At 52.8% G+C, this 25,359-nt stretch carries 22 protein-coding genes and 1 riboswitch; of the genes, 8 read left to right on the forward strand and 14 right to left on the reverse strand.

Annotation, left to right across the window (positions count from 1 at the left end; all coding sequences use genetic code 11):
* Nucleotides 1–179: 179 nt before the first annotated feature.
* Both zipA and yjeH read left to right on the forward strand, forming a co-directional pair.
* The gene (gene zipA / locus EIP93_RS04685) at nt 180–1,196 is read left to right on the forward strand and encodes a cell division protein ZipA (protein ID WP_180789929.1); all 1,017 of its coding nucleotides are present in this window, start codon (nt 180–182) and stop codon (nt 1,194–1,196) included.
* A 129-nt stretch (nt 1,197–1,325) separates the two neighbouring features.
* Complete coding sequence (gene yjeH, locus EIP93_RS04690; RefSeq protein ID WP_116362901.1) at nt 1,326–2,579, forward strand: L-methionine/branched-chain amino acid transporter; 1,254 nt, start codon at nt 1,326–1,328, stop codon at nt 2,577–2,579.
* A gap of 135 nt (nt 2,580–2,714) precedes the next feature.
* Here yjeH and ubiK read toward each other — a convergent pair whose 3' ends face one another.
* Complete coding sequence (gene ubiK, locus EIP93_RS04695; protein WP_103943537.1) at nt 2,715–3,005, reverse strand: ubiquinone biosynthesis accessory factor UbiK; 291 nt, start codon at nt 3,003–3,005, stop codon at nt 2,715–2,717.
* A 201-nt stretch (nt 3,006–3,206) separates the two neighbouring features.
* Nucleotides 3,207–3,396, forward strand: a riboswitch (FMN riboswitch).
* Between the two features lie 127 nt (nt 3,397–3,523).
* On the opposite strand from ubiK, the gene ribB reads away from it, so the two are divergent.
* Nucleotides 3,524–4,177 (forward strand): 3,4-dihydroxy-2-butanone-4-phosphate synthase, encoded by a 654-nt coding sequence (gene ribB / locus EIP93_RS04700; RefSeq protein ID WP_103158255.1) that lies wholly within the window; start codon nt 3,524–3,526, stop codon nt 4,175–4,177.
* Nucleotides 4,178–4,265: 88 nt separating this feature from the next.
* Here ribB and tehB read toward each other — a convergent pair whose 3' ends face one another.
* The 3 genes from tehB to norV all read right to left on the reverse strand — a co-directional run bounded on the left by tehB (nt 4,266) and on the right by norV (nt 7,921).
* Nucleotides 4,266–5,126, reverse strand: a complete 861-nt coding sequence (tehB, locus tag EIP93_RS04705; RefSeq protein ID WP_125232352.1) for an SAM-dependent methyltransferase TehB — start codon at nt 5,124–5,126, stop codon at nt 4,266–4,268.
* Between the two features lie 106 nt (nt 5,127–5,232).
* Complete coding sequence (gene norW, locus EIP93_RS04710) at nt 5,233–6,384, reverse strand: NADH:flavorubredoxin reductase NorW (protein WP_180744305.1); 1,152 nt, start codon at nt 6,382–6,384, stop codon at nt 5,233–5,235.
* A gap of 7 nt (nt 6,385–6,391) precedes the next feature.
* Nucleotides 6,392–7,921, reverse strand: a complete 1,530-nt coding sequence (norV, locus tag EIP93_RS04715; protein WP_103861309.1) for an anaerobic nitric oxide reductase flavorubredoxin — start codon at nt 7,919–7,921, stop codon at nt 6,392–6,394.
* A gap of 165 nt (nt 7,922–8,086) precedes the next feature.
* Between norV and norR the strand changes: the two genes are divergently transcribed.
* Nucleotides 8,087–9,625, forward strand: a complete 1,539-nt coding sequence (norR, locus tag EIP93_RS04720; protein ID WP_103971851.1) for a nitric oxide reductase transcriptional regulator NorR — start codon at nt 8,087–8,089, stop codon at nt 9,623–9,625.
* Between the two features lie 215 nt (nt 9,626–9,840).
* Here norR and fumA read toward each other — a convergent pair whose 3' ends face one another.
* Nucleotides 9,841–11,484: a class I fumarate hydratase FumA gene (gene fumA / locus EIP93_RS04725; RefSeq protein WP_103861307.1), complete on the reverse strand. Its 1,644-nt coding sequence runs from the start codon at nt 11,482–11,484 to the stop codon at nt 9,841–9,843.
* A 490-nt stretch (nt 11,485–11,974) separates the two neighbouring features.
* Entirely contained in the window at nt 11,975–12,853 is an 879-nt protein-coding gene (locus EIP93_RS04730) for a LysR family transcriptional regulator (protein WP_103861306.1), read from the reverse strand.
* Between the two features lie 180 nt (nt 12,854–13,033).
* Here EIP93_RS04730 and EIP93_RS04735 point away from each other — a divergent pair, with 180 nt between their 5' ends.
* Entirely contained in the window at nt 13,034–13,504 is a 471-nt protein-coding gene (locus EIP93_RS04735; protein WP_103971852.1) for a multidrug/biocide efflux PACE transporter, read from the forward strand.
* Nucleotides 13,505–13,539: 35 nt separating this feature from the next.
* Here the strand turns inward: EIP93_RS04735 and EIP93_RS04740 are convergent, their stop codons facing one another.
* A complete protein-coding gene (locus EIP93_RS04740; RefSeq protein ID WP_125232353.1) occupies nt 13,540–14,202 on the reverse strand; it encodes a DNA-3-methyladenine glycosylase family protein in 663 nt (220 codons plus the stop codon).
* 196 nt (nt 14,203–14,398) lie between these two features.
* Nucleotides 14,399–15,178, reverse strand: coding sequence for an L-threonylcarbamoyladenylate synthase (locus tag EIP93_RS04745; RefSeq protein WP_103942804.1), 780 nt, complete (start codon nt 15,176–15,178; stop codon nt 14,399–14,401).
* 282 nt (nt 15,179–15,460) lie between these two features.
* Between EIP93_RS04745 and ada the strand changes: the two genes are divergently transcribed.
* Complete coding sequence (gene ada, locus EIP93_RS04750; RefSeq protein WP_125232354.1) at nt 15,461–16,528, forward strand: bifunctional DNA-binding transcriptional regulator/O6-methylguanine-DNA methyltransferase Ada; 1,068 nt, start codon at nt 15,461–15,463, stop codon at nt 16,526–16,528.
* Nucleotides 16,529–16,557: 29 nt separating this feature from the next.
* Nucleotides 16,558–17,214: a DNA oxidative demethylase AlkB gene (gene alkB / locus EIP93_RS04755; RefSeq protein ID WP_125232355.1), complete on the forward strand. Its 657-nt coding sequence runs from the start codon at nt 16,558–16,560 to the stop codon at nt 17,212–17,214.
* Nucleotides 17,215–17,386: 172 nt separating this feature from the next.
* Here alkB and EIP93_RS04760 read toward each other — a convergent pair whose 3' ends face one another.
* The 6 genes from EIP93_RS04760 to EIP93_RS04785 all read right to left on the reverse strand — a co-directional run bounded on the left by EIP93_RS04760 (nt 17,387) and on the right by EIP93_RS04785 (nt 23,889).
* Complete coding sequence (locus EIP93_RS04760) at nt 17,387–18,916, reverse strand: FAD-dependent oxidoreductase (protein ID WP_125232356.1); 1,530 nt, start codon at nt 18,914–18,916, stop codon at nt 17,387–17,389.
* Between the two features lie 41 nt (nt 18,917–18,957).
* Nucleotides 18,958–19,305 (reverse strand): FMN-binding protein, encoded by a 348-nt coding sequence (locus tag EIP93_RS04765; RefSeq protein ID WP_040031108.1) that lies wholly within the window; start codon nt 19,303–19,305, stop codon nt 18,958–18,960.
* Between the two features lie 46 nt (nt 19,306–19,351).
* A complete protein-coding gene (locus tag EIP93_RS04770; protein WP_103971857.1) occupies nt 19,352–20,728 on the reverse strand; it encodes an MFS transporter in 1,377 nt (458 codons plus the stop codon).
* Nucleotides 20,729–21,691, reverse strand: a complete 963-nt coding sequence (gene nrfD / locus EIP93_RS04775; RefSeq protein WP_103942795.1) for a cytochrome c nitrite reductase subunit NrfD — start codon at nt 21,689–21,691, stop codon at nt 20,729–20,731.
* Nucleotides 21,684–22,382, reverse strand: a complete 699-nt coding sequence (locus EIP93_RS04780; RefSeq protein WP_103942793.1) for a 4Fe-4S dicluster domain-containing protein — start codon at nt 22,380–22,382, stop codon at nt 21,684–21,686. The genes nrfD and EIP93_RS04780 overlap by 8 nt, the downstream gene beginning before the upstream one ends.
* A gap of 541 nt (nt 22,383–22,923) precedes the next feature.
* The gene (locus EIP93_RS04785) at nt 22,924–23,889 is read right to left on the reverse strand and encodes an alpha/beta hydrolase (RefSeq protein ID WP_103942791.1); all 966 of its coding nucleotides are present in this window, start codon (nt 23,887–23,889) and stop codon (nt 22,924–22,926) included.
* A 276-nt stretch (nt 23,890–24,165) separates the two neighbouring features.
* Here EIP93_RS04785 and EIP93_RS04790 point away from each other — a divergent pair, with 276 nt between their 5' ends.
* The gene (locus tag EIP93_RS04790) at nt 24,166–25,068 is read left to right on the forward strand and encodes a LysR family transcriptional regulator (RefSeq protein WP_125232357.1); all 903 of its coding nucleotides are present in this window, start codon (nt 24,166–24,168) and stop codon (nt 25,066–25,068) included.
* Nucleotides 25,069–25,359 lie beyond the last annotated feature (291 nt).

Below are 25,359 nucleotides of genomic sequence, written 5' to 3' on the forward strand. Positions count from 1 at the left end.
GATGATCTTATGCTGACTAGCCCGCATTTGGATGAAAAAACAGCAAAAAAGTGCGTTGTATCTATCTTTATTGTCATAAAGTACCGTGCAGGCTTGCACTTGTGTACTCAGGCAAATAGAGTTAGTAGTATAGGTATTTGCCGTGGTGGCAATGTTTTTTTGGAACAATTGGGATAGCAATGATGCAGGACTTGCGTCTGATATTAATCGTTGTTGGCGCGATCGCTATAATAGCGCTGTTACTGCACGGCTTGTGGACTAGCCGTAAAGAGCGCTCGTCCCTTTTTCGTGACCGCCCGGTTAAACGTGGAAAAAAAGCGCGTGATGAAACGCCGCTTGACGATCTGGATGAAGGCGTTGGCGAAGTTCGCGTGAAGGGCGCCCGCCCGCAGCAGAGTGAGCCTTCATTTGGCAGCGCTTCACTTGATAACTCATCATTTGATAACGCGTCATTTGATAACCCCTCATTCACTAACAACAGTGCGCGTGAAGACGCTCGTTCAGAGGCGAAATCGCCGTTCGAGCACATGTCTCCCGTGTCTTCTTACGATCCGCTACTGGATGAAGCGACGCCAGTGGATTCTCCGCGTGCGCAAGTACGTGGTGATACTCATCCGCAGGTTGTCGTCCCTAGAGAAACCGCTATTCCCGAGCCGAGCATTAACGCTCCGCGTGAGCCGTTTGCGTATGACGCGCCAGCATCTGCTCCACAGCAGCCTGTTGCACATTCGCTGCATGAGAAAGTTCAGCCTGAGCCAGTTGAACCCGCAGCGGCAAAAGAAGCGGTTTTGGTGCTGCATGTTGTGGCGCATCAGGGCGGTGTCATTGGCGGCGAACTGCTGTTGCAAAGTCTGCTTCAGGCCGGTTTCCAGTTTGGTGAAATGAACATTTTCCATCGCCATGTGAACCCCGCTGGCGCAGGCCCGGTGTTGTTCAGTCTGGCGAATATGGTTAAACCCGGCTCGTTTAATGTCGATGCGATGTCCGAATTCTCGACGCCCGGCGTGTCCATTTTCATGATGGTGCCGTCTTATGGCGATGCCAGCCAAAACTTTAAACTGATGTTACAGTCTGCACAGCGTATTGCTGACGATGTTGGCGGTGTGGTGCAAGATGACGAACGTCGTATGATGACGCCGCAGAAGGTTGAATCCTACAAGGCCCGCATTCGCGATGTGCTGAAAGCCAACGCCTGATAGACATTTATGTGAAAGCATAAAGTTTGCGAATGCAGTGGGTGAGAGAAGCCTCCGTTAGTGGAGGCTTTTTTTATTCTTCGATCCGGTAGTGCTGTGGTGTAAAAAAGCAAGAAAAGGTGAAACGTAGTGAGTGAAGCAAAAGGATTAAAACAAGAGCTTGGGCTGATTCAGGGCGTGGGGTTGCTGTCTACTTCTCTGCTGGGAACTGGCGTATTTGCGGTTCCTGCGCTGGTCGCACAACTGGCACAGCAAGACAGCCTATGGGCGTGGCCGATCTTGATCCTGCTTGTTTTTCCTATCGCCATTGGCTTTGCCGCGCTGGGGCAACATTTTCCTAATGCGGGCGGGGCCGCGCACTTTGTTAACCTCGCTTTTGGGCCGCGCATGGCGCGGGTGACCGGTTGGCTATTTCTGTCCGTTATTCCGCTGGGGCTACCTGCTGCCTTGCAGATTGCCGCCGGATTCTGGCAGGCGGCATTTGGCTGGAGCGATCTGGGGTTACTCTGCGTACAGCTGCTGACGCTGGGCGGTATCTGGCTGCTTGGCCTGCGCAGTGCGGGATCCAGCGCCAATATTCAGATCGTTATCGCGATGCTGGTGGTGGGGCTGGTTGCCGCGATCTGGTGGCAGGGCGATATCACGCCTGCACACATTCCCTGGCCGTCAGTGAGTGAACTGTCATGGTCTAACACTTTCGGTGCGCTGGCCGTTATGTTCTGGTGCTTTGTCGGCCTTGAAGCCTTTGCCCACATGGCGACGGAGTTTCGGGTGCCGGAGCGGGATTTCCCACGGGCTTTACTCATCGGCATGCTGGTCGCGGGTGCGGTGTATTGGGGATGTACGGCGGCTGTGCTGCACTTTAAGGCTTACGGAGAAGGCATTGCCGCCACGGCCTCACTGCCGGGCATCGTTGTGCAATTGTTTGGTCAGCATGCGCTGTGGATTGCCTGCTTTGTCGGGTATCTGGCCTGTTTCGCCAGCGTGAATATCTACACGCAGGGCTTTGCCCGTTTAGTCTGGTCGCAGGCACCGAAAGGGAGTGCACTGGCGAAGCTGTCCGCAGGGCAAGCGCCGGTGAATGCGCTGTCGGTTGTGGTGGCCTGCTGTCTGGTGTGCTGCCTGTTAATTTACTGGCTCAGACTGCCACTGGACATGTTGATTGTGTACGCGAACGGCATCTTCGTTCTGATTTATCTGCTGTGTATGCTGGCGGGGTGGCGCTTGCTGAAAGGGCGCGCCAAAGTGATGGCGGCAATCGGTGGCCTGCTCTGCTGTGCGCTGTTGCTGATGATCGGCTGGAAATCGCTGTATGCGTTAATCATGCTGGCTGTGCTGTGGCTGTTCCTGCCGCGTAAGCAGGTCGAACTGGTTTCCCACTGAGCCGTTTATTCTGAATGCCGCGACGTGAAATCTGTGTTTCTGAGGGTTGCCGCTGGCGCAGAGTAGGGAATTGAGCAACGCCCTGATTAGGGCGTTGTATCGCGATGATGACGAGCTGTTGTGATGAGACGAGTGTTATGACGATTGGTCGTTTTCCTGCGCTGTGGCAGGCTTTTCTTCCGTAGACAGTTTCGCTTCCAGCTCGGTCATACGCTGTTCCAGACGAGCAATCTTCTCGCGCGTGCGGAGCAGAACCTGCGTCTGAATATCGAACTCTTCACGGTTCACCAAATCCAACCGGGTCAGTTGTGCCTGCAAGACCTGACGAATCTTTTTCTCTACATCATCACCCAATTCCCGGATACCTTTTGGCATAGATTCATGCACTTGACGGGCGATTTGCTCAATCTTCTTTGGGTCAATCATGTCGCTTTCCTGATTAGGTTATGTAAGTTATTACTATAGCAAGTGTAATGGGTATAAATAAAATCTGACATCTGCTTTGCACATATTCAGCATGGTTTTACTGTAATTCAGAATAATTTTACTGTAATCCAGCAGACGTTTTGCCCTATTTCCTGTGGCGGATCAATTGCCCTATCGAGGTATTAGCGTTATAGTAAACCCGCTTATTCTCAGGGCGGGGTGTAATTCCCCACCGGCGGTAAACCAGTGAACGCAGTCTCTGCGCACTGGAAGCCCGCGAGCGCTCTCGCTGTGTTTTCCGGTTTTTTATTATCGGTTTCGCAACGTGGGGTCAGCAGATCCGGTGTAATTCCGGAGCCGACGGTTAAAGTCCGGATGGGAGAGAGTAACGGTATCTGTCGAGCTATATGCTCGCTCGCGTTATTTTTGTTAGCTATTACTATGCAACCAGTAGTAATGGTTACTCCTCAAGCTCGCCCTGATTCTGGTAATCCATAATAACATTGAGGTTTTTTACCATGAATCAGACATTACTTTCTGAATTTGGCAATCCTACTGAACGCGTAGAACGCGCACTTGATGCATTGCGTCATGGCCGCGGCGTGCTGGTGTTGGATGATGAAGATCGTGAAAACGAAGGTGACATGATCTTTTCCGCTGAAAATATGACCGTTGAACAAATGGCGCTGACGATTCGTCACGGTAGTGGCATCGTGTGCCTGTGCCTGACGGAAGAACGTCGCCAGCAGTTGGAATTGCCGATGATGGTGGAGAAGAACTCCAGCCATTACCAAACGGCGTTCACCGTGACGATCGAAGCCGCCGAAGGCGTGACGACGGGCGTTTCCGCTGCTGACCGCTTGACTACCATTCGTGCCGCGATTGCGGATAACGCCAAGCCAAGCGATCTGAATCGCCCTGGTCACGTATTCCCGCTGCGCGCCCAGCCGGGTGGCGTGTTAACGCGCGGTGGTCACACTGAAGCGACGGTTGACCTGATGACGTTGGCGGGCCTGAAGCCGTCTGGTGTTCTGTGTGAACTGACGAACGATGATGGTTCAATGGCGCACGCGCCGGAAGTGATCACGTTTGCCAAACAGCACGACATGCCGGTGCTGACGATTGAAGATCTGGTCGCTTACCGCATCGCGACAGAGCGCAAAGCCAGCTGATGCATGCAGCGTAATAGAAATAAGAAGGGCCGATTAATCGGCCCTTTTGTATTTTACGGGTTTAGGTTTTTTAACCGCAAACCGGTGCTTACGGCTTTCTTGCCAGCAGCGTGGCGAAGCGCAGTTTGATGCGGTTACCCTGCGCATCGGTCTTGTGCAGTTCGCCCATATCCTCGTTATATTTGAGGATCTCCCAATCGGCGTAATAGTTCTTCAGCTCGCCTTCTTTAAAGGTAAACGAGAAGGGCATTGGGCACGGGCAATCTTCCGTCGACATCGCCGCGATAATCAGGTTGTAGCCGCCGTTAACGGTGCTGTCCTGAATGTTGCTGATGATGTGCGGAATACGATCGCGTTCCAGGAACATCAGCACGACGGTCGACAGGATAAAGTCGTACTGTTCTTTGATTTCCGCCAGATTGATGTTGTAAACGCCAGCCCGAATGTTTTCCAGCGCTTCGCTCTTGATGATGTTATTCAGCGAATCAATGCTTTGCTCATGCTTATCACAGGCCGTGACATCAAAACCACGCAGATTCAGATACAGCGCGTTGCGCCCGCCACCGCAGCCTAAATCCAGCGTTTTGCCCGGTTTGATGTGCTGCACGGCGTTGATCACTTCGGAATGGGTGCGCGTCAGACTGTATTTTTTATGATAGAAATCTTCCGCTGAACAGAAAAAGCTGAGCTGACATTCCAGATCGTCAGAGAACGAGACGATGCGGTGCCACGCCTGCGGCTCAACAAACGGCGGCTGGTTCTGCTCGGAGAACTGGAATGTCTCCAGCGTATCGCCGTCTTCGGTCAGCATGGAGAAGGTCATTTCCCCTTTCAACACGGTCAGTTTCGCCCAGGTGCCTTCCTGCGTGTTGTGCTTTTCCTGAAACGCGGCAGGCAGCGTCTGGCTGTTCCACTGCGGCATCTTCTTATAACAAATGAGATCTTGCATCGTTACCTCGGTCTGTAAATTCCAAAAGCGATAGCCGTATTCTATTAATCCGCACGCAGGCTGACCAGAAAATATGTATTTTAAATGCATTATTTATTTTGCTGTGTCAGGCCGTGGTTGAACTCACGGTGGAAAGCTGCTTCAGCAGCGGAAATGCCTCTTTCATCCGCTCACCGCCGACCACAAAGGCGCGCAGCATTTGCTGACTATCCAGCGCTTTAGCCACCATCCCCAGCTCGTTCCATTCTTGCTGCCAGTGTAAATCACTACCAGTGGTATCGCCTGCCATCTGTAACGGAAACAGTGGCGTCTTGATTTTAACCAGCATCGGCGGCAGCGTTAGCGTCTCGCTGGCACCCAGCAGGTTTTTCGCCAGCGTAATCGCGCTGAGCTGAATCGGTTGCAGGAAGGGCAGGAGCTTACCGCTAATCTCTGCGCAGTCGCCCAGCGCATAAATCTGTGGATCGGTGGTCTGTAACTGCGCATTGGTCTGAATGCCTTTCTGTACCGCTAACCCTGCCGCTTTCGCCAATTGTGTGTTGGCCTGCAAACCGATAGCAGAGAGTATTTCGTCCACTTCGACAGCGCGGCCATCGGTAAATGTAGCCTGTACGCCGGTTTCGGTTTTCTCCAACTGTTGCAGGGTCGTGTTCAGCAGCAGCGAAACGCCCTGCTGCGTTAGCGTGAATTGCAGGCGCGCGCTGACTTCGGGCGGCATCAACGCGGGCAGAATGCTGTTGGCGCAGTCTACCAGCGTGACCCGTTTTCCGGCGCGTCCCAAATCCATTGCCAGCTCGGTTCCTATGAGTCCGGCACCGAGCACCAGCACGCGTTCGGCTTGCCAGAGTCGACCTTCGTGGGTGCGGTATTCCTGCTGACTATTGAGCGTCAGCATATGTTCGCGTCCCGAAATCGGCGGCACGATGGCGCTGGCCCCGGTCGCGAACACCAGTTTGTGGTAATCGTAACGAGCCGTGCCGCAGATGACCTGTTGTGCATGGCGGTCGATGGCGGTGACACGCGTATTGGCCAGCAGCGTGATACGGTTTTCTTCGGCAAACGCGGCTGCCGACATTTTGGTCAGATCGTCGGCGTGCTGTTGCAGGCTCATCACATGGCTTAAATCCGGCTTGTTGTATTCATCGCCACTGTCGGCGGTAATCAGGCGGATAGGGCTGTGAGCATCCTGCTTGCGCAACTGTCGGATGAGCTGGCGGGCGGCAAAGCCCGCGCCAATAATCACGATATCTTTCATCATCCTCTCCCTAGCGAATCGGATTGAAAACGTCTTTACCCAGCCCACATTCTGGGCAGAGGAAGCTGTCTGGTACGTCCGACCACATGGTGCCAGGGGTGACATCCTGCATCGGTTCGCCGAGCGCCGGATCGTAGATCCACTGGCAGACGCTGCACACCATACAACCGTTTTCTGACTGTACCGCTGGCTGTGCGGTTGACTGTGCCGCAGCGACTTCATTGCATCCGCAGGCGCTCTCGGCTGGGGCGCTCACATTCTGCGGGGCGGTGGTGGTTTGCGGTGCCGCAGCGGTCTGTTTTACGGGCGAGATGACGCGACGGGCTGGCGTGTCATCCAGCGGATGTAATGCCCACTGACGAGCGATTTCACGGCCGTGATTGCGACAAATTTCCAGCGCGGAACCGTCAGGACGCCATTTGGTTTTCAGCGCCAGCGTCGTTTCAAAACCGGCATCCATCAGACGGGTTTGAACGCGGTCTACTGCACCGCCGTTCCAGCCGTAGCTACCGAACGCCGAGGCTTTCTTGTTTTGGAAACGCAGGCCGGTGATCTCTTCCAGCATGGCGGCGACCTTCGGCATCATCACGTTATTCATGGTGGATGAACCGACTAACACGCCTTTCGAGCGGAAGACCTGCGTCAGAATTTCGTTCTTGTCGTGACGGGCGACGTTATAGATTTTCACCGCGACGCCGGGGTCGACATCGTTGATGCCTTGCGCAATGGCGTCGGCCATCATGCGGGTGTTATTGGACATGGTGTCGTAAAACAGCGTGATACGATCTTCCTGATAGCTGTCCGCCCACTTCAGATACAGGTGGATGATCTGAGCAGGATCGTCACGCCATACCACGCCGTGTGAGGTCGCAACCATCGACAGCGGCAGGTTAAAGCCCAGCACTTCGTGGATCTTGGCGGTGACTAAGCGGCTGAACGGCGTCAGAATATTGGCGAAATAGCGCTGGCACTGTTCGAACAGTTCGGTTTGATCCACCTCGTCATTGAACAGGTGCTCATCGCAGTAGTGCTGACCGAACGCATCGTTACTGAACAGTACGGCATCTTCGGTCATGTAGGTCATCATACTGTCTGGCCAGTGCAACATCGGTGTTTCAATAAAGATCAGCTGTTTGCCGTTACCGATATCCAGCGTGTCGCCGGTTTTGACCGTGTGGAAATTCCACTCGGGGTGGTGATGGTGACCGGTAATGGAATCGATCGCGTTGTAGGTACAGTAAATCGGCGTGTTGGGAATACGTGCCATCAGCTCGCTCAGCGCCCCGGCGTGATCCTCTTCGGCGTGGTTGATCACGATGTAGTCAATCGTGTTCAGATCCACTTCCGCCATCAGGTTTTGCACAAACTCACGGCTGAATTTGTGATCGACGGTATCGATCAACACGGTTTTCTCTTCGCGGATCAGGTAGCTGTTGTAGCTGCTGCCTTGCAGCGTTTTGTATTCGGTGCCGTGAAAGTCACGGACTTCCCAGTCGCGTTGTCCAACCCAGTGGATATTGTTCTTAACGTGAATTGTCATGTTCTGAAACCTCAGTAGTCATAGTCGGGGATATGCTGTAGAGATTGCAGGAAGTGTGCCAGTTTTTAATTTATTGATTTATATGGTTTTAATAAATAATCATTGTCAAAATGACATTGTTTATCTATTGTCTTAATGACACAGGTTATGTCATTAGGACACACCATGACGCTCTCTATTAACGCCCTTGCTCGTATTGCTATCGAGCTGCAAATGGGGCTATCAAATCAGGACCGTTTCCAGCGCTTAATCAACAGTCTGCGCCAGCTGCTGCGCTGCGATGCCTCGGCGCTGCTGCGTTACGAGAATCAGCTGTTCCGTCCCTTGGCGATCGACGGTCTGGCGCCGGACGTGCTGGGGCGACGCTTTCGTCTGTCCGATCATCCCCGTTTGGAGGCGATTGCCCGCGCGGGTGACGTGGTGCGCTTTCCGGCGGACAGCCAGCTTCCCGATCCGTATGACGGTCTGATCCCCAGTCAGGAGGATCTTAAGGTACATGCCTGCGTTGGCTTGCCGCTGTTTGCCAATCAGAACCTGATCGGCGCGCTGACCGTGGATGGCATGGACCCGTGTCAGTTCGACCATTTTAGCGATGAAGAACTGCGGCTGGTGGGGGCGATGGCGGCGGCGGCGCTGAGTAACGCGCTGCTGATGGAACGTCTTGAGCGGCAGTTGCCCGCGCCGGTGCGGGCCGAAAGTCCGGCGGCGGAAAGCGTGGATGAAATGGTTGGGCTGTCAGAACCGATGCAGCGGCTAAAGAAAGAGGTTGATATCGTCGCGGGTTCCGACCTGAACGTGCTGATCATGGGAGAAACCGGCGTCGGTAAAGAGCTGGTGGCGCGGGCGATTCATCGCGGTTCCAGCCGGGCAAGTCATCCTCTGGTGTACCTGAACTGCGCCGCGCTGCCGGAGTCGGTAGCGGAAAGTGAGCTGTTTGGTCATGTTAAGGGCGCGTTTACCGGAGCGATCCATCATCGTACTGGCAAGTTTGAGATGGCGGATAACGGCACGCTGTTTCTGGATGAGATTGGCGAACTGTCTCTGACGTTACAGGCGAAGCTGCTGCGCGTATTGCAGTATGGCGATCTCCAGCGCGTGGGTGATGACAGCAGCCTGAAAGTGAACGTGCGCGTGCTGGCGGCAACCAACCGCGATCTGCGGCAGGCGGTGCTGGATGGTGCTTTCCGTGCCGACTTGTTCCACCGTCTGAGCGTGTTCCCGCTTTCCGTACCGCCGCTGCGCGAGCGTCGTCAGGATGTGGCATTGTTGGCGGGGTTCTTCTGTGAACGCAGTCGCGTGCAGCTGGGGCTGGCGCGTCTGGCGTTGACGGCCGACGCGGGGGCGCTACTGGAACAATATGACTGGCCGGGGAATGTGCGCGAGCTGGAACACGCCATTTATCGTGCCACCGTGCTGGCGAGAGCAGGGCAGGAGTCGGGCGAGGTGCTGTTGGGGCGTGAGCATTTCAATCTTGAACTTCCCGCTCAACCTGCTCATTCCGCCACGGGATCGTCGAATGCTATCGAGATAGAGCCAGCGTATTTCATCAGCGGCGGGCTGCGAGAGGCAACGGACGACTATCAGCGTCGGATCATCCAACAAACGCTGGCACGTCATGAGGGCAACTGGTCATCCTGCGCCAGAAAACTGGAAATGGACAGCGGCAACCTGCACCGTCTGGCGAAGCGGTTAGGCATTAAATAAAAAAACGCCCAGATGAACGGTCAGGGCGTTGTAGGTCGTAGACAAACCTATTTACCGAACGAAAACGGGAGTAACGGAATAGAAGAGTAAAGCGTTTGCGCCAGGGATGGCGCAAGCCGAGCGCACAGGGATGTGTTTACAGCGACTTTACGATCTATCCGTTACTCTCGCTCGGTGAGCGTTGGCGGTTAATCTCTAACCGCCGTAGGGCTTCCTTAACCGCATTTCACGCACTTGGCGCTCTGAATCACCTGGAAGAAATCGTTGCCTTTATCATCGACCAGAATAAAGGCTGGGAAATCTTCTACTTCGATTTTCCAGATAGCTTCCATACCCAGTTCTGGGTACTCAACGCAGGTCAGGCTCTTGATGCTGTTCTGCGCCAGAATCGCTGCCGGGCCGCCGATGCTGCCGAGGTAGAAGCCGCCGTGTTTATGGCACGCGTCGGTCACCTGCTGGCTGCGGTTGCCTTTCGCTAGCATGATCATGCTGCCGCCGTTGGCTTGCAGTAAATCGACGTAGGAATCCATGCGGCCAGCGGTGGTCGGGCCTAACGAGCCGGACGGGTAGCCTTCTGGCGTTTTCGCCGGACCCGCGTAGTAAATCGGGTGATCTTTGATGTACTGCGGCAGGCCTTCGCCGTTATCCAGACGTTCCTTCAGCTTGGCGTGAGCAATGTCACGGCCCACGATGATGGTGCCGGTCAGGGAAAGACGGGTGGATACCGGATACTGCGACAGCGTTTTCAGAATCTCGGCCATCGGACGGTTCAGGTCGATTTTAACCGCATCGCCTTCGCCCGTTTCACGCAGGTGCTCAGGGATATATTTGCCCGGATTCTGCTCTAACTGCTCCAGCCAGACGCCTTTGCGGTTGATCTTGCCTTTGATGTTACGGTCAGCGGAACAGGACACGCCCATACCGACGGGGCAAGATGCGCCGTGGCGCGGCAGGCGGATAATTCGTACGTCGTGTGCAAAGTATTTCCCGCCAAACTGCGCGCCCAGACCCAGATCGCGCGCGGCTTCCAGAATCTCCTGCTCCAGCGCGACATCGCGGAACGCCTGACCGTGCTCGTTGCCCTCGGTCGGCAGTTCGTCGTAGTACTTGGTCGATGCTAGCTTAACGGTTTTCAGCGTAGTTTCTGCCGAGGTGCCGCCAATCACAAACGCGATATGGTACGGCGGGCAGGCCGCGGTACCCAGTGAGCGCATTTTCTCAATCAGGAAGCTTTTCAGTTTACCCGGCGTCAGCAGTGCTTTGGTTTCCTGATACAGATACGTCTTGTTGGCTGAACCGCCGCCTTTGGTGACGAACAGGAATTTATAGTCTTCGCCTTCGGTACTGTAGAGGTCAATCTGCGCGGGCAGGTTGGTGCCAGTGTTGACCTCTTGGTACATATCCAGCGCGGCGTTTTGCGAATAGCGCAGGTTGTCTTCAATGAACGTGTTGTACACGCCTTTGGACAGCGCTTCGGCATCGTTACCGCCAGTCCAGACGTTCTGGCCTTTTTTACCGACGATGATCGCCGTACCGGTATCCTGACAGGTCGGCAGGATGCCTTTGGCGGAAATTTCTGAGTTGCGCAGGAATTGCAGGGCAACGTATTTATCGTTTTCGCTGGCTTCGGGGTCGTGAAGAATATCGGCAACTTGCTGCTGGTGAGCGGGGCGGAGCATGAAAGAAGCATCGTGGAAGGCTTGCTGGGCCAGAAGGGTCAATGCGGCTGGCTCGATCTTCAGGATGTCCTGACCTTCAAACTGTGCGACAGAGACAAAGTCGCTGCTCAACAGGCGATATTCGGTGTCATCTTTACTGAGTGGAAATGGATCTTGGTAATAGAAGGGTTTATTCGACATTTTTTTCTCACTTGCAATTGCATTAATTAGTAAATTCCGACCTTTATAGGATTCAGCGTCTTATTATTAAGGCGTATTACCGCTGCACTACAGGGATGTCTCGAATACAAAAGTAGTAATCACCATAATAGTATGGTTTTTTGTCGGGAAGTACTACTTTGGTACATCACAATAATAATGATGTCGTGCATTATTTTTTCTGTGACAGACGTGCGAAACCGCCGCGCGGCTCGGGTTTCCGTGTGCAGGCAACACAGGAAAATGCTCATGGTTTAGCGTGAAAATATTTCTCTTTTAATTGGCTTAATTAAGTAAAATAAACGGTGAAATTAAAAACAATAACCATTTCATCTTTAATGTTATTCATTGGCGATATAAAGAAACCGTTATTGGCTTTTTATCGCGTAATGAAAAAACAGGCCGATCACAAAAGCCACGGAGCGGTGGCCTATGTGATGAATGATCTGGTTTTACCAACGCAGTGGCGCAGTTATGGCGGCGTACTCTCTTGTTGAGCAAGGAGATTGTCGATCATCCACAACCCCGCCGGGCCGGGTGGGTGGGGTTTGGACCAGACAACGTCTACGTCAATCCACTGCGGCCAGCCCGCGACAGGCAGTTCCACCAGTTTCTGCTGGTCATATTGCGCCACCAGCCAGCGTGGCAGAATGCTCCAGCCATGCCCCTGCTGTGCCATTTCCAACAGCATAAGATAAGACGGCGTAGACCAGACGATCCCTTCTGGTTGCAGCCGGTCGCTGCGTTTATAGGTATTGAGATAAAGCTGGCGGATTGTCGCCAACTGGCTGCGCGTCACGGTTTTTTCCGTTGCGAGCGTGTGCGCTGCCGACACAAAGATGGCCATTTCGGTCTTAACCTGCAAACGCGCGGCGGCAATATCGGGCGGGTAATCCGCCTGAGCGCGTAGTAACCCGACATGCGCACGGTTTGTTTGCAGCAGATCGATCACGTCATCGCCTTCCGCAATCAGGCATTCAAATTCAATATCAGGAAAATGATGGGCGAAACGCTGAAGCACGGGTTCGTAGTGGGTGGCTTGCCAGATGTCGGACAGCACAAACGTCAGGCGGGGCTCGATATGGTCGGCTAGACGAATCGCCAGCTCATCCAACTCTTCGCTGGCGGATAAGATCGCCTGTACGTGGGAAAGCACTTTTCTGCCCGCCAGCGTGAGCACAGGCTGGTGACCGGATCGATCAAACAGCGTCAGCCCCAGATCGGCTTCCAGATTAGCGATGGCCGCGCTGATGGTGGACTGGCTTTTATGCAATCGTCGAGCGGCGGCGGAAAACGAGCCTGCATCAACGGTGGTAACAAAAGCCAGCAAGGATTCTGGTGAATATCGCATCGTTATCTATACCCTAAATAATTCGAGTTTCAGGACAATATGACAGATGTATCGATTTTATCGATGGAATCTAACTGTACTCTACCACCTTATACGATGAAAATAAGACCGTAATACGATGCCATCCATGGTCATGGCGAAAATTGACCAGTAACTCGCAATAAATAAAGTGAATGTGCTATGCAGAACAAAACCAGTAAAACCTTACGTGAGCGTGTGTACCATGCGGTGGGCTTTGAGCTCATCGCGTTGACGATCTGTGCGCCAGCGGGTGCCTGGCTGCTGAATAAGCCGCTCTTCGATATGGGCGCACTGGCAATTATGCTCTCCAGCGTCGCGATGATCTGGAATATGATCTACAACTCGATATTCGATCGCCTATGGCCTGCGGATCGCGTTAAGCGCCGACTGCCGATTCGTATTGCTCACGCGCTGGGGTTTGAAGGCGGTTTTATCCTGATTGGTCTGCCGCTGGCGGCGTGGATGCTGAACGTCACGCTGTGGCAGGCGCTGATGGTGGAGATCGGCTTCTTCCTGTTCTTCCTGCCGTACACCGTGGTGTACAACTGGGCTTACGATTCGCTGCGGGAACGCATTATGAACCGCCGCCATCACGCTCAGCAGGTCTCAGCCAGTTCTCGTCTGCGCTAATTCGTCTACGTTAACTTGCCTGTGTTAACTCTGCGTTACCGGTGTGTCAGCTTAAAGCTTTGATACGCCGGTAGCTCAAGCGCTCGCCATAAATACCAGGATGCCACCGTGCGATAAGGCTGACATTGCAGGCTCAGTGCCTGCAAATCGCGCGGCTTTGGCATGTCCGGCAAATCGTAAACGTAGCGTAACCCCTGACGAATACCGAGATCGTCGAGCGGCATGATGTCGGTGCGTTCCAGCGAATAAATCAAAAACATTTCGACCGTCCAGCGTCCGATCCCCTTGAGCGACGTCAGTTGCTGAATGAGCGTGTCGTCATCCCGCTCTGCGGCCTGTTCGAGGCTCGGTACCAGACCGCTCAGCGCCCCCTGTGCAATGCCATGCAGCGTATCCGCTTTACGGGCGGAAAAACCGCACTGCCGCAACGTGTCGGTGGAGCAGGCCAGTATCTGTTCCGGGGTGGGAAAGACGTCGCCATGTACCCGCAGGAGCTTCGCGACCATGGCATCCCCAGCACGCGTCGTTAGCTGCTGATAGGCAACGGCACGCATCAGCGCCTCATAGGGTTCCCGGTGTGGTGCCGTTTGATGGCGACAATCACCAATCTGTTCGATCAGGCTGGCCCAGCGCGTATTGATGGCGCTGAGGTGGGTTTTGGCGCGCTGCGTGAAATCTGCTGGCGGATGGGATGGCATAAACGGCTTCCGTAATGAGAACGCAAAGGACAGAAAACGAGCATAGGAGATTGCCGCATGGCGCGCCATGTGGGAAGGGCTATTCGTATGAAACAGAAAATCCGAATGAAAAAGCAAGAAGTGCCGAGGGTGATGTGTAGTGGAGCGTGGCTGAAGGAGAGAATATTTCAGCGGCAGGCTATGCCGCTGTTACGCGTTAATAATAATCGCCGTGCCGATAGTCCCAGGTGGTGAAGGTGTCAGACAGTAGCGACATCACTTTGTCCACATCCAGCCCCTTGCGTATCAGCGTCGGGCAGGGATACACACTTCGTCTCCCTTTCTGTTCCGGTACTAACTGACCTTCTGTATCCACCATCGACACCATCACGCCTTGCTCGTAGCGTGTGTCATGGGACTTATTTGGCTGGATAGATTTTACATAATCGTCGGCTTCGATAATCAGATCGGCAAAGGCGCTAATACGTTCCCCGATCCCCTCCACCTCGCCTCGGTTGCCTTTACCTGACGGGTTGGCTGAACTGGCAAAGGTTAATTTTCCGTACTCTTCCCACAGTGCCTGCGTGAGGATTTCGCTCGGTTTACCAAATTTAATCACGAAACAGCTGGTTTTGCGATCGTCCATCATCAGCGCTTTCGATCCGTCTTTGGGGATACGCGCTAATGCGCTGTCGTGCCAGGGAAGGATGCAGCCCAGCAGGACATCGGTGTCCCAATGGCGCTGATATAACTGTTCGATTTCTGGATTTAACTGTGCCAGCACTTTCAACTGGGCAATTGAGCCACACAGCACCACACCCGGCTTGTTTCGGTTGCGCTGTTTGGCGTCAAATTTGCGCTCCAGCCCTGCTTTATCTGAAGCCATGATGATATAACCCACTTTGGTTGGAGAAACGATGATTCCCCCACCGCGTGACATAATCTGCACCGCATCATCATGCAAACCGCCATTCCAGTGAACTTTACTTTTGCTCATGTTGCCCCCTGATTGCAGAGAAAAAATGGAGTCCCACCGTGTACCATTTATTCGCATCACAGATTTGTTCAAAAAGTAACCGTTAATGTCGGCGGAAATATCAACATCGGGGCGATCCGAATGAAAAAGCAAGAGTTGGACGTGTGCGTAAGGTGGCGCTGGTTTAGCGTTAGCGCATGGCGTGGTTTTCAGTTGTATTAAGACTGGCAGTAATAGTAAGACGTTTAGTCATAGTAAGACTGGCAGTCATACTGAGATTGGAATGAGGTTGAGGTGTATACGATGCTTAACGATACGCTGTTTCAGGATGTTGACTCGCGCTGGCAGGCGGTGGTGACGCGCAATAAGGCGGCAGACGGCTGCTTTATCTATGCGGTAAAGACAACGGGGATTTACTGTGCGCCGTCCTGCGCATCACGCCAGCCTCGGCGCGAAAATGTGGTGTTCTTTACGACGGCCGATGAGGCGCAGGCGGCGGGTTTCCGCCCCTGTAAACGCTGCCGTCAGGGAACGCTTTCGCGGCAAGAACAGCAGACGCAGCAGATTGCCCGTGCCTGCCGGATGATTGAACAGTCGGAACATCAGCCGACGTTGGCAGTGTTGGCTCAGGCCGTGGGGATAAGCGCCTTCCATTTCCATCGCGTGTTCAAAACCATAACCGGTCTGACGCCAAAACAGTATGCCAGCGCCCATCGTCATCGGCAGCTACGTGAACAACTGGCAGATAGCGACACGGTGACCGCCGCGATTGCGGCGGCGGGCTATGACGCCAGCGGGCGCTTTTATGCCGACGCGGGCGCGCATTTAGGGATGACGCCGACGGCGTTTCAGAACCGAGGAAAAGGGATGACGATCCGCTTTGCCGTTGGCCGCTGCTCACTCGGCGAGGTGCTGGTGGCGGAAAGCGAGAAAGGGATCTGCGCGATCCTGCTGGGAGACGATCCTGAATCTCTGCTCCATGCGCTTCAAGAGATGTTTGCCAACGCGCATCTGGTCGGCGGCGATGCGATGTTTGAACAACGAATGGCGCAGGTCGTTGGGTTTGTCGACGATCCGGCCATCGGACTGACGCTGCCGCTTGATATTCGCGGTACCGCATTCCAGCAGCGAGTCTGGCAGGCGTTACGGGCGATCCCGGCAGGAGAAACGCTGAGCTATCGTGACGTCGCTGAGCGAATCGGATCGCCCGCCGCCGTGCGCGCTGTCGCGGGAGCCTGTGCCGCGAATCGTCTGGCAGTCGCGATTCCCTGTCATCGCGTGGTCCGGCATGATGGTGTGCTGTCAGGCTATCGCTGGGGCGTCGTGCGTAAACGCGCCCTGTTGGAGAAAGAGCAGTTGGGGAAAGAATAAGCTGCGCATCCGCGAGGGGAGTCGTTATCGTGAATTTTGATTTATTTGCCGATGAAGCGCCGCGTCGCTGGACGGAAACGCTGGCACCGGGCGCAGTTATCCTGCGCGGTCGCGCCTATGACGATGCCTCGGCGTTGCTTGCGGCACTGAACGCCGTCACTGCGCGTGCGCCGTTGCGGAATATGGCCACACCGGGCGGCTTTGTGATGTCGGTGGCGATGAGCAACTGCGGGCCGCTTGGCTGGGTAACAGATGAACGCGGCTATCGTTACACCGCACAGGATCCATTAAGCGGAGAGCCGTGGCCTGCCATGCCAGAGGCTTTTTCCCGACTGGCGAAGCAGGCGGCGAGCGAAGCCGGTTTTGCTGATTTTGAACCGGATGCCTGCCTGATCAACCGCTATGATGTCGGCACGCGCATGTCGCTGCATCAGGATAAAAACGAGCGGGATTTCCGTCAGCCGATCGTGTCTGTCTCGCTGGGGTTTAGCGCGACGTTCCTGTTTGGCGGCATGGCGCGTAGCGATAAAGCACAGCGTGTTCCGCTGACGCATGGCGATGTGGTGGTTTGGGGCGGTGAATCGCGGCTCTATTTCCACGGCATTCTGCCGTTGAAAAGCGGCAGCGTGCCGGAAGGGATGTCCAACGAATGCCGTTTTAATCTGACATTTCGTAAAGCGGGATAAGAAGAATGACCAGCCCGCATAGAGCAATACAGGCTGTCTTAGATAATGCTGGTCATTTAAGCCCGCTGTTAGGGGAAACACAGGGGGAGGTTCCCGTAGGGAGGCCTCACCCCTGTGGTCGCCCCGTGTATCTCGATGCTCAAACGAGCGACATCAGGCTTAAGGGCAGAGCTTATTTCTTGCTGAATTTCATATAATCAAGCGCACTTTCTGCCGCGATACGACCCGAGTTGAGCGCAAAGCCAAACGTGCCGCCGCCTAACAGCAGGTCATAGGTGTCACCATACATGCCAGCAGCATCATTACCCGTGACGTACAGACCCTGAATGACCTCGCCGGATTTATCTATCGCCTGCATTTTCTCGTCAATCTTCACGCCGCCGAGTGTACCCAGCGCGGCGGGCTGCATTCTCACCGCATAGAACGGGCCGGTTTTTACCGGACGCAGGTAATCCATGTTTTTGTTGAACACCTCATCCCGCTTTTGCGACGCAAATTTGTTATTTTCTTCCAGCGTATTCTTCAGCACGCTGGCATCAACGCCCATCTCTTTCGCCAGCCCGTCAATGGTGGCGGATTTGAAGACGAAGCCGCGATTTTTCTGACTTTCCTTGGTAAATTCGCTATCAAATTTAGTCAGCTTGGTATTGGCGATCACCCATTCGCCAATCGGCACATCAATGCCGTCTTCGACGTAATGCTTACGGGATGTTTCGTCAAAAATGGAGTACATGATGCCGCCCGCTTTGGACAGCGCATTGCCGGAATGTGGCCAGATGATGACGTTGGATTCATCGGTAAAGCGGCGGCCGTGTTGGTCAACCCACAGATAGGGCTGACGTGCGGCGGCCAGCAGGTGAGAGTTCGGGGCGTAGTCCGGCAGGCCGGGGCGATAGGCTTGCAGGAGACCCAAGCCGTCCGGCTTGGCGCCGGCTTTCCAGGCCATATTGATACCGTCGCCGTCTTTACCGACGTTACCTACCATAATGGTATCGGGGAAGGCGGCGTATTTTTGCAGCATCTCTTTGTTGTTGGCATAGCCACCGGTCGCGATGATGACGGCCTTGGCGTCTATCTGGACGGTGTTGCCTTCGCTATCTTGTGCGATGACGCCTGTGACTTTGCCGTCTTTCACGACCAGATCTTTACCCGCTGTCTTCACCAGCGTGGTGACATCCATCGTTTTAAACTGCTCGTGGAATGTCTTGATCAGGTGGCGTCCGTGGCCGGGGCCGTCGATCACATGCCAGGTCAGCATACCGCCAGGGCCGCCGGGGCCGATGTATTCAAACTTGATGCCTTTCGATTTCACCCATTCAATCGTGTCCGCCGAGCGGTTGACGAAGGCACGCACTACGAAGGGATTGGCCATCCAGTGGCTGTACTCCATGATGGTCTTAAAGGCCATATCCGGCGTGACCACAATCCCCTGACGTTTCTGCATGCTGCTGTTGGCGGCGAAGATGCCTTCGGCAAAGTTACCCGTGCCGCCAACTATCGGTTGTTTTTCCAGTAAGACGATTTTCGCCCCTTTCTCTGCGGCGGCCATTGTTGCCGACGTGCCTGCCGCACCCGCGCCGATAATAACGATATCCGCGCTTTTCGGGATTTCCGGTTTTGCCGCGTCCGCCGCCTGTGCGGTAGACCAGCTCATCATCGAGAGGCAGAGCGTCGCGAGTACACTTTTTCTGAAGCGTTTCATGATGTTTTCCTTAATGTTATTAGTATTCTTACAACACGGTATTAATTCGCCTTAGCCTGCGAGTACGCGTCTTCCGCGGCTTCTTGCACCGCGCCACTGGTCATCGTGGCACCGGACACGCCATCAACCTGGATGCTCTGCTTTTCGGTCATGGCTTTTGCGAGTTCTATTGCCGCTTCCCCACCGACTTCTGGTGTCTCTTCCGGGGCATCAATTGTCGATTTGAGGACTTTCCCCTGCGCATCGATATCAAGCGTGACGGTGACATCGCCGCCGATACCCTGTCTGGCGGCAGAATAGGTGCCAGCTTTAAAATTCCCTTCTTGTGCGACCGCGTTTCCCATTGTGAATAACAGGCAGAGTGGAAGGATTCCTAAGCAGATTTTCATATCAATAGTTCCAGTAGTTTTTGAATGAATACGGTGAATCACAAAGCTATCTCCCATGAATAAAGTGATAACCGTCGTCGTTATTGAGGGGCCTGAATATCAGGCAGCAAAGGGGTAAGCCAATGCCGAGTAATAAAAACAACAGGCTGAAATGATTAAGGTTGAAGATGATTTCAAACTGAGAAAGAAAACGTAATATCGGAAATGTCAGCGTCATGCTGAGCATGACGGAAAGTAATTGGCTAATGGTTAGCAGATTATTACCGCTGTGGTACGTGCTGTTATTTAGATTACTAAAGGCCAGCGTGCTTTCTGCTGAGTATAAGGTCGAAATCAGCACGCCTAACATCATGGCGATGATGCCGATGAGCAGCATCGATTTCTCTTGCACGGCAACACTCAAGGCGAGGATACACAGCGACGTGACGCTGGTTGTCAGCATCAATAACCGACGGTAGCCAATACGCTTGACCAATGGCTCGAACAGCAGTTTTGACAGCAGCGCACCGCTGGAAAAAAGCAGCAGAATCAGGCTGGTTTCCGCAGGTTTGCAGGCCAGCGTTGTTTGCAGCATTAACGAAAGCACTACGGGCGTTGATGCCAGTAGTGTTCGCGTCGCGATGCCGCCAATAACGCCGACAGAAAAGGTTCTGATGCCAAACAGGGCGCGGGGGAATAATGCCGTCTCTGTAATGAGATGCTGCCGATAATAAATGAATACCAAGCCCAGCGTGCTGCAAGACAGGAATAGCATGACGAACGTTGGCAATATATTTTTCGTGGCGGTGGTTAACATGAAGGCCACGAGAAATAACATCAAAATGGGAAAAGCGACTTCATAGGCACCCGTTCGGGTTGTCTCTTTTATGGCAGCAACAGGAATATATCGAGTTGCCAGAAAAAAGCAGAGTAAAGCCAGCGGGATATTCACGAGGAAAATAGCCTGCCACGAGAGTAAGCTAACCAGAATATTGCCGAAAACGGGGCCGATCAGGGTGCCGAGTAATCCCAATAAGGTCACCCGATTCAGGAAGCGTAATTTCAGCTTCTGCGGCGTGGTTCGCAAGATGACGGTTCTGATGATGGGCAGCATGAGCGCACCGCCGATGCCTTGTATAAAGCGGAAAACGCTTAAGCTGCCGAGTGTGGTTGCTGTCATGCACAGCAGCGAGCCGAGCGTGAAAATGGCAATCGCAATCTGGTAGGTTTTCCGTTCCCCTAGCCGTTCCGCCAGCCAGCTATTGGCCGGCGTAAACGCGACGACCGTGACAATGTAGGAGATCACGATCGTTTCCATATGCAACACCGGCTGGTGTAGCGACTGCGCGATGGCAGGAATGGCGACATACACCATGGTGGTATCCAGGGATTGCATGAAAAAGGTGGCAGAAGCAATCCAGAATAAGACCCATGACGTGTTCATTCAGGCCACCGTCATTTGTCCGGCATAAAGCACGAACAGTCGTAGCAGGAACACACCGAACAGGCTCATGGCCGCTAACGTAATCAGCTGGCCTTTGCCGGAATGAGTGGAAGGCTTGCGCACCTGATTGGCAATGAATGGGATCACAATACCGATGCCGATAATGCCAATCCAGAATACAGCGCCCCAGAAACCCGACAGTGCGGTCTGTGCAGCGACAACCTTTTGCCCGCCGCCAAGCAGCAGCCCGATAAAAAACGCCAGCAGCAGGAACAGTTCGGCATACACCACTGGGGTTTCCACGCGGTGGATGAAATGCAGGGAGCGTGAATTCTCCGATGTATTACGGCCCCATGCACTGGCCAGCAGCATGACGGCAATGCCGGAGGTGGTGCCGGATACCAGAAACAGGACGGGCAGAACGGGGTTATTCAACAGCGGGAATGATTTCAGCGCGGACAGCAGGAAGCCGGTATAGCAACCGAGCAGGACTGCCAGCACCAGCAGCAGGTTTTCAATCACCGCCGCTTTTTTGACGATCATCGCCGTTAACTTACGCGCTCGCGCAGCCAGTGCGGGCCGGTGCCAGACGGTCTCAAGCTGAGTCAGCCACTCATCATGATAAAGCGTGATGAGCCATAACAGCATCACGACGAAATACACCTGAAAGAGCATCACACCAAGCGACATGATGGAGGTCGGGTTGTAAAAGACCATCAAATACCAAAAGGTAAAGGGTTTGGTCAGGTGTAAAATCAGAATTCCCAGCCCGAGGATCACGGCGAGCGGTGCGACGATAGCCGTGGCTTTGATGACGCGATTACTGCCGTGATATTCGGTAGGAACGTAGTGCCTGATGAGCAGAGACAGCGACACCATTCCCGCGGAAATGCCAACCAGAAGAAGATAAACGGCGATGGGCCAATCCCATACCAGCGTGTCGAATGTGAAGGCATTATGCATTGTCGATTTCTCCTCGTTTCCCCGGCATACGGTAGAGCTGGGGTTCAGTGCCCAAATAGACCTTGGAGCGGTAGGTCGCGTTGCTCGCGATCATCTTGGCAATGTTGCTTTCAGGGTCGTTGAGATCGCCAAATACCAACGCTTTGGTGGGGCAGATTTCGACGCAGGCGGGCTGTTTCCCAGCGGCCAGATTGGTTTCCCTGCAAAAATTGCATTTGTCCGCCGTTTTCGTGACGGGATTGATGAAACGCACATGGTAAGGACATGCGGCAATACAGTAGCGGCAGCCCACGCAGCGTTTATCGTTCACATCAACAATGCCGGTGAGCGCATCTTTGAAGGAGGCTCCCGTCGGGCAGACGGCAACACAGGGCGGATTCTCACAGTGCTGGCAGGACTTACGGAAAAATTGCTTGATGGCGCGCGTTTTCTCGACGGCGGGAATGTCGACGGTTTGCAGTATGTCCAGCCGGGTTACGCCATCAGGAACGCTATTCGTCTCTTTGCAGGCCTTGATACAGGCTTTGCAGCCGATACAGCGCATTTCGTTATGCAATAAGCCATATTTAATGGCTACTTTACCCGGCGTTTTTTCTGGCTCATTTTGCGCTTGTGCGAGACCTATATTTCTACTAACGGCAATTGCACTTCCCATATAGGCAATAAAACGACGGCGAGATAATTCTTCCATATCATAAATCTTCACATTGAGGTGATAGCCATGCGAATACCCTAAGATGTCATAGACATTATTAATGTCGTCATCGTGTTAATATTTCGCAGTGTGGCGCTAATAGAAAATAGCGGTCCATCATTACGATGGAAATAATAAATAAGCCACGTTGTTATTGTGGTTTTATTGGAGCATGGGAATAAAAAGCCAAATGTGCGCTTGGTCACGTTTATTTTTTTGTATATCCGTATATAACAAATACCGATTTGTTATAAATGACATTTTGTTGTGCTATTTATTTAGAAGATGATTTTTTATAAGTTTCTCCTTTTAGTGGGATGCGTTTCTGCTAGGGTTTTTTATCAGGTTATTTTTCAGGGAAAGATAAATGTGAAGAATTGATGTGTATCAGATTACGCATTTTTTTAGGCGAGGATAAAAGGGTGATGAATGGATAGGTCTCTTTTTCTGCAACAAATAAAAACGTTAGTGCTTATTTTACACTAACGTTTATGCAACATAATAATGAAGAATCTATTCTATCGATGGTAATAAAGTATTAGGGCTTTAAGTGTTTATCAAGAAAGCGCACGGTAATTTGCATGATGTCCGGTTGCAGCCAATGCGGCCCACCGTGATCTGCGCCTTTAACGCTGTAGTAGGTTGATTCGATATTTTTCTCCGTCAGCGCCTGATGCAATCTCTCGGTCTGGCGTGGAGAAACCACGCTATCGTTCGTACCGTGCATAATCAGGAACGGTGGTGTCGCGTTGCTGATAAAATTAATTGGGTTGGCGGCCGCCGCTTTTTCAGGATAGCGGGTGATGGCACCGCCTTCATTAAATACCGATGTGCCGTTGACCCAGATAGCTTCCGTGGCGGAAGGCGAGGCGTGTTTTTGGACGACATCATCAGGAAAACCCTCACCCACCAGCGTCAGGTCGGATAGCCCATAAAAGTCGATAACGGCTTGAACATCGCTACTTTGATCGAGATTATCGCCTTTATCGTAGACTTTTGAACCATTTGTCGCGCCGGCAAACGCCGCCAGATAGCCTCCCGCCGATGAACCGAAAACAGCGGCATGTTGGCCGTCAATGCCGAACTTTTTCGCATTAGCGCGCAGATAACGAATGGCGGATTTCACATCTTCCAGCGGCGAGGGGAAAAGCACAGTAGGGGCGACACGATATTCCATACTGGCAACGACATAACCCGCTTCGGCAAGGTTAAGGCGCTGTTGTAGATAATTATCTTTATTGGCGTTAATGAATCCGCCGCCGGTAATGAATAACACGACGGGAAGTGCTGTTTTTGCTTCAGGCTGAAGGATATCCATTTTTAATGCGACGTTAGGGTAGCCGCGCATCGATACCTGAGAATAAACGACATCAGAGATTAACTTCACCGAAGTGGTTTCCTGTTTTACGGTGATTTCATGTTGGTTCTGTGTTGCATTGATTGCGGTAGAACTCATCATTGTGAGTGAAGCTAATACTATTTTGGCTGTTTTCGGATAGTGCATACTTTCAGTCCTTTGTTAGAAGCATGTAAATTAGTGAGGTTTGTGAAGAACGATGTCATGTTGTGAAGATAATATTAAAAAATCTTTAATGATATGATGTGTGCTGTCTTAAGGTGATGAATTATATCCTCCTTGATAATAAGTTGACTATATCTGTCATTAACGCTATTTCTCATTAATTAAATGTGCATCTAATCACATTTGATTATTTACAGAACCCTATAATTGTTATTATGGGTGGTTATAAACGAGACAGTTGATGCGTAATATAAAACAATGTTTAGCATAAAGCGTGTGATTTATTATCAGGAGCTCATCCGGGTCGGGAGTTTCACTAAAGCGGCGAAGGCGCTGAATATCTCTCAGGCTTTTTTGTCGCAGGAGATCGCGCGGCTGGAACTTGAAACGGAAAGAAAACTGATTAACCGAACCACCCGGCAGTTTTCTCTGACGCCTTTCGGGGAGATCTTTGCTGATAAAATTCAGGGGATGATTAAGGAGCATTATGAGCTGGAACAGTTCGTCAGCAGCTATGAGGAAAGCACGGATGGCGCGCTACTGGTTGGCGTGATCCCGATTTTTAACCGTCTGGCTCACTACAACATGTTTAACCTGTTTCAGAAGGCCTATCCCAATATCGATATCTCTTTCATTGACGGCGTAAGCACTGATTTACTGGAAAGGGTGCGCAATGGCGAGATCCACCTGTCTTTCTCGACGCCTTTTGATGAATACCTGAACGATCCGTTGTTTCATCACACCATTTGTCAGATCGATGACGTTGTTGCGGTGATGGCAAGGTCACACTCTCTTGCCGACAGTAAGATGCTCAGCTTGCCGCAGCTAGTAAAAGAAAAGCTGATCGTGCCGCAGAAAGGGACGGGGGAACATGCCGCCGTTTCGGAATCCTTCACTCGACAGGGCATCAACCCCAGCTACTTTCGCGAATGCAGCAATATGGACATCATTATGGATCTGGTGATCAACCTGTCCGGCGTGGTTTTCCTCTGTTCGTCTGTCGCCAAAAGCCTGACTGCTTACGATGTCGTGGTGATTCCGCTGGAAGAGCAACTGAAAAGGACTTTCGCGATTAGCTACCTGAAGCGCAGCACGAACATTCCCATGGTGCGCCTGTTTCTGGATTTCCTGCAAGATTACAACAGCAAGTCCGTTCGGTAGGCATTTTCCTTGTTCAAAAGGCGCGGATATCCAAGGCATGTACCGTAACGGGAACATGCTACGCGTTCATAACAATCCTCATGCACTGGCTGTCCGGCCTCCGTCTTTTCTTATCTTATCTCTCCACATTCTGCTCCCCCGACGCACTCCGGTTTTTCTTCCCGCTCTTCATGAATTTTAGATAAATGTTGCAGATGTGAATAAATGTGAGGCGATTCAAATTATCTCGATTAATATACTTGTATGGTAGTCAGCATAAACGAATGGCTACATGCACAGAAGGATAAGTAA

The organism is Pectobacterium versatile (assembly GCF_003932035.1).
Classification (GTDB): domain Bacteria; phylum Pseudomonadota; class Gammaproteobacteria; order Enterobacterales; family Enterobacteriaceae; genus Pectobacterium; species Pectobacterium versatile.